General features: G+C 74.0%; 5 protein-coding genes. 2 read left to right on the top strand and 3 right to left on the bottom strand.

The features are described 5' to 3' along the window. Positions 1-236, bottom strand: a 236-nt coding sequence (locus tag MXD58_RS20550; RefSeq protein ID WP_250609745.1) for a hypothetical protein, incomplete at its 3' end; no start/stop codon positions are given. A gap of 78 nt (positions 237-314) precedes the next feature. Here MXD58_RS20550 and MXD58_RS20545 point away from each other — a divergent pair. Together MXD58_RS20545 and MXD58_RS20540 are read left to right on the top strand one after the other, a co-directional pair. Beyond that, positions 315-1802, top strand: coding sequence for an NAD(P)/FAD-dependent oxidoreductase (locus MXD58_RS20545; protein WP_248838831.1), 1488 nt, complete (start codon positions 315-317; stop codon positions 1800-1802). Positions 1803-1931: 129 nt separating this feature from the next. Continuing rightward, complete coding sequence (locus tag MXD58_RS20540; protein ID WP_248838793.1) at positions 1932-3533, top strand: PAS domain S-box protein; 1602 nt, start codon at positions 1932-1934, stop codon at positions 3531-3533. On the opposite strand, the gene MXD58_RS20535 is transcribed toward MXD58_RS20540, so the two are convergent. Together MXD58_RS20535 and MXD58_RS20530 are read right to left on the bottom strand one after the other, a co-directional pair. Further along, complete coding sequence (locus tag MXD58_RS20535; RefSeq protein WP_248838792.1) at positions 3530-4192, bottom strand: histidine kinase; 663 nt, start codon at positions 4190-4192, stop codon at positions 3530-3532. The genes MXD58_RS20540 and MXD58_RS20535 overlap by 4 nt on opposite strands. Continuing rightward, a partial coding sequence (locus MXD58_RS20530; RefSeq protein WP_308302004.1) for a response regulator occupies positions 4189-4615 on the bottom strand: 427 nt, incomplete at its 5' end. The genes MXD58_RS20535 and MXD58_RS20530, both read right to left, overlap by 4 nt.

The raw sequence follows: 4615 nt of genomic DNA, 5'->3' as shown, positions 1-4615 counted from the left end.
CCACCAAGCGTGCCCGCGCCGACCGAGCCCGCCGACGAGCCGTCGCGCAGGTAGGCCTTTCGCCGGTGGTGCGGCTGGCTGGTCGTTCTGTAGGGCGCGGTGTCCGGGTTGGCCGCGTGGCGGGGCGCCGCGGCGGCCGGGGCGGGGTGGCGGCGCGGTCGTGGTGGGATCAGCTCCTGGCGGGATTTGTCAGTCGGCTGGGGTACGAAGTGCGGTGACGGCAGCGCGGGAAGCACGCGGAGCACCGGCGGCGCGGGATGCGCGGGCGGTGGACGCGGCCAACGCGGCGGACGCACGAGCACAGGGCGGTGGCCATGCAGACGGCCGATGTGGCAGTCGTGGGCGCGGGGCTCGCGGGGCTGGCAGCCGCCACCCTGCTCGCCGATCAGGGCCTCGAAGTAGTGGTCTGGGAGGCCTCCGACGACGTCGGTGGCCGGGTGCGCACCGACGAGATCGACGGTTTCCGCCTCGACCGAGGCTTCCAGGTGCTGATGCCGTCCTACCCGGAGGTGGGGCGGCAGATCGACCTGCCGGCGCTGCGGCCGCGGCCGTTCGTGCGCGGGCTGGTGCTGCGCGACGGCGTCCGGTCGGTCCTGCTGGGCGACCCGAGAGGCGGGACGAGCGCGCTCGCGGGGCTGGTACCCGGGCGGGCACTGCGCCTCGGTGACCTGGCCCGGATCACCCGGATCGCCGCCCGGGACAGCCTGGTCAGGCCGGCCGCGCTGTTCGCCGGGCCCGAGCGGAGCACCCGGGCGGAACTGCGGGCCCGCGGTCTGTCCGACCATGCCGTCGACGGCGTGATCGCGCCGCTGCTGCGCGGGATGTTCCTGGAGGAGGATCTCTCCACCTCGTCGAGGTTCTTCCATCTGCTGATGCGCAGCTTCGCCACGCGGTCGCCGGTGCTGCCGGCGGAGGGGATGGCCGCGCTGCCCCGCCAGCTCGCGGCCCGGTTGCGGCCCGGGACGATCCGCCTGGGTTGTCCCGCCGACATCGTCACCGGCGGCGGCGTGCGGTCTCGGGACGGCGAGTCGCTGCGGGCGAAGGTGGTGATCGTCGCGACGGACGGGACGACGGCCGCGCGGCTGGTGCCGGGAATCGCCGAGCCCAGCTGGCACGGGGTGACGACCTATTACTTCCGGGCGGCGCGGTCGCCGCTGCGCCGCGGGGTGCTCGTCGTGGAGGGCTCTGTCGACCCGCGCTGGCCGGCGCGGGCGCGGCGGTCCGGACCAGTGGTCAACACGGTCGTGCTCAGCGAGGTGGCGCCGTCGTACGCGCCGCCGGGGACGGCGCTGATCGCGGCGTCGGTGCTCGGCGTGCCCGAGGACGTGCCGTCCGGGGCCGACGGCGAGTCCGCGCCGGTCGGCGAGGTCGGCGCGAGGGTCGGCGGGCGGCCGGACGAGCAGGCGGTGCGGGCCCATCTCGGGCTGCTCTACGGCACCTCGACCGATGACTGGCGGCTGATCGCCCGCTACCCGGTGGCGCGAGCTTTGCCCGCGATGACGAGTCCGCACGTGTTTCAGCGGCCGGTGCGCACCGCGTCCGGCGTCTACGTGTGCGGCGATCACCGGGACACCAGCTCGATCCAGGGCGCGCTGTTCTCCGGCCGGCGGGCCGCCGAGGCGGTGCTGGCGGACCTGGGCATCACCGGCCGTGATGGCGCACGGGGGTCGACTCCGGCGCCCGTCCTGACCCCGCGGACCGACGGCGGGCCCCAGGCCGTGGACGAGGCTGTGGAGGAGACGCCGATCGCCGTGCTGGTGCCGCCGACGACCGGCGTGGATCCGGGTGAGACACCGGCATAGCCGCACGTTCGGGCGAGTCCAGGGCGCCCGTCCGGCAGGCTGAGGATGAACGGCCCGCCCAGCGCTACGATCTGTCCCTGTGTAGCGCGATGTTCACCCGGTGGGGTGGTTCACCTGGATCGCAGTAGAATGTCCCTCGCCAGCGGCCTGTTGGACGCGGCCCCGGACGCGATCGTCGGCGTCCGCGCCGATGGTCGGATAGCACTGGTGAACGCGCAGGCCGAGCGCCTGTTCGGATACCCGCGGGCGCAACTGCTCGGCCAACCCGTCGAGAAACTCATTCCCGAGTCGGCGCGTGCCCTGCACCCGCGGCATCGCCGGTCCTACCTGCGCAATCCGCAGCCGCGGCCGATGGGCGCCGGCATGGAGCTGGCGGGCCGCCGCCGGGACGGCAGCGAGTTCCCGGCGGAGATCTCGCTGTCCGCGCTGGAGACCGAGGACGGTCTGCTGATCTCGGCGGCGATCAGGGACGTGACGGAGCGGCTGGAGGCGCAGGCGGAGCGGGAACGGCTGCGCGCGCAGGCGGAACGCAAGCGGATCGAGGCGCAGCTGCACCAGTCGCAGCGACTGGAGAGCCTCGGGCAGCTCGCCGGCGGGGTCGCACACGACTTCAACAACCTGCTCGGCGTGATCATCAACTACACCGCCTTCGTCGCCGAGGTGGTCGCGAACGCCGCCGAGCAGGACGTTGACGCCTGGGAGCCGGCGCGGCGCGACATCGAACAGGTGCAGCGGGCCGCCGAGCGCGCCACCCAACTCACCCATCAGCTGCTCGCCTTCGGCCGCCGTGAGGTCGTCCAGCCGCGGGTGCTCAACCTCGCCGAGGTCGTCCGCGACATCGAGGCGATGCTGCGGCGCACCCTCGGTGAGCACGTCGAACTGATCGCCCAGCGGGATGCCGACCCGTGGCCGGTCCTCGCCGATGCAGGGCAGATCGAGCAGGTGCTGGTCAACCTGGCCGTGAACGCCCGGGACGCGATGCCGGGCGGCGGCAGGCTGACCATCGAGACGTCGAACATCCTGATCCACGAGGAGTTCGCCACGAAGCGTCCCGGCCTGAGCGCCGGACGGCATGTCAACCTGCGCATCAGCGACAGCGGCTCGGGCATGACCGCGGCGACGCTCAGCCGCGCCTTCGAGCCGTTCTTCACCACGAAGGCCAAGGGGGAGGGTTCCGGCCTGGGGCTCGCGACCGTCTACGGCATCATCACCCAGGCCGGTGGCCACGCCGAGATCTGCTCGGACGTGGGACTGGGAACGACGGTGAGCATCCTGCTGCCGGCGGTCGACAGCGTCGCCGTCACCCCCGAGCCAACCTCCGACGCCCGGGCGCTGACGGGGACCGAGACGATCCTCGTCGTCGAGGACGAACGGGCGATGCGGGAGGTCACCCGACGACTGCTGGCGCGCAACGGGTACCGGGTCCTCGCCGCGGCCGACGGGCACCACGCGAGCGAGCTCGCCAGCGCCCACCCCGGGGAGATCCAGCTGCTGCTCACGGACGTGGTGATGCCGCAGGTCCTCGGCCGGACCGTGGCGGAACGCATCCAGCGACAGCGCCCCGGCATCCGGGTGCTGTACATGTCCGGGTACGCCTATCCGGTGCTCGCGCACAACGGCACCCTGGACCCGGACGTCATTCTGCTGGGCAAGCCGTTCTCGGAGCAGATGCTGCTGACGAAGGTGCGGGAGGTGCTCGACGGTCCGCCGGGGCTCGTCGCCGGGACCTAGCGGACCGGGGGCGGCGAGGGCGGGGACCCAGCGGCCCCGGGGCGATTGAGGGTCAGCGCGGCCGTCCACGCACCGCTGTCAGGATCATGGTGCAGGTGGGCGCCGAGCAGGTCGGCGAGCGGGCGCAGCCGGTCGGCTCGCGCGGCATCCACGGCGGATTCGTGCCGTCCCGGCTGGACGGAAAGTTCCAGGTCGAGCCCGACCGAATCGCAGCGCGCGAACAGGCGGGCCCGCTTGCCGGTCCCCACGGGGTCGCTCGCCATCAGCAGCAGCTGGACGGCGGCCAGCGCCACAGCGATCTCCCCGCCGGTCGGCTCGCCCCGCTCGAAGCACAGGTCGGTGTCGAGATGGTCGACGAGCAGGCCGTCGACCCGCTGGGACAGGCCGGTGGTCAGGGCGCTGCGGGCGTCGTGCCCGAGCCGGAACGGGCTGGGCGGCTGGTGCAGGCTGACGGTGGTGGCGCGCAGCCGGTTCTCGATCGAGCTGACCCGGTCGGCCAGCTCGTCGGGCAGCCGCCGCCGGACGCTGGCCAGGTCGAGCAGGATCGCGGTGAAGTCCTGCATCGGGCCGTCGTGGAGGCGCTCGGCGGACACCCGGTGGCCGCGTTCCTGCAGGGCGACCAGCAGCCGCAACAGGGCGTGGGCCGGGGGCGCCGTCACCACGCTCCGGTTCCGGGCCCGCGGTCCTGGGCTCCGGCCCGGCCGGCCGCGGGGGGCGGCTGGGCCGCCAGGATCCGGCGGACCGCGGCGACGAGGTCGTTGGCGGTGAACGGTTTGGTGACCACCGGCAGGCCGGCGGGCACGGGATCCAGCCCGAGGGCGCCGGTGAGAACGATGCAGCGCTGCGCCGCGCCCGGATCGGCCCGGCGCAGCTCGTCCACCAGGTCGGTGCCGGGGCGGCCGCCGAGGCGCAGGTCGACGAGCACGACGTCGTGGGCGGCGGCATCGAGCCGCAGCGCCTGCTCCACCGAGTCGGCGGTGCTCACCTGGAAGCCCTCCGCGCCGAGGACGCGGGCCAGCAGCGAACGCAGCATCTCGTTGTCGTCCACGACCAGCACCCGCGGCCCGGGCGCGCCCGGTGGG

It is taken from the genome of Frankia sp. AgKG'84/4, assembly GCF_023242965.2.
Classification (GTDB): domain Bacteria; phylum Actinomycetota; class Actinomycetes; order Frankiales; family Frankiaceae; genus Frankia.
Note: the sequence above shows the minus strand (reverse complement) of the source record. Positions and strands in the feature narration are given on the sequence as shown.

Excerpts from the sequence above, each read along its gene's own strand:
- MXD58_RS20540 (WP_248838793.1), top strand. The coding sequence starts at position 1,932 with ATGTCCCTCGCCAGCGGCCTGTTGGACGCGGCCCCGGACGCGATCGTC.
- MXD58_RS20545 (WP_248838831.1), top strand. The coding sequence starts at position 315 with ATGCAGACGGCCGATGTGGCAGTCGTGGGCGCGGGGCTCGCGGGGCTG.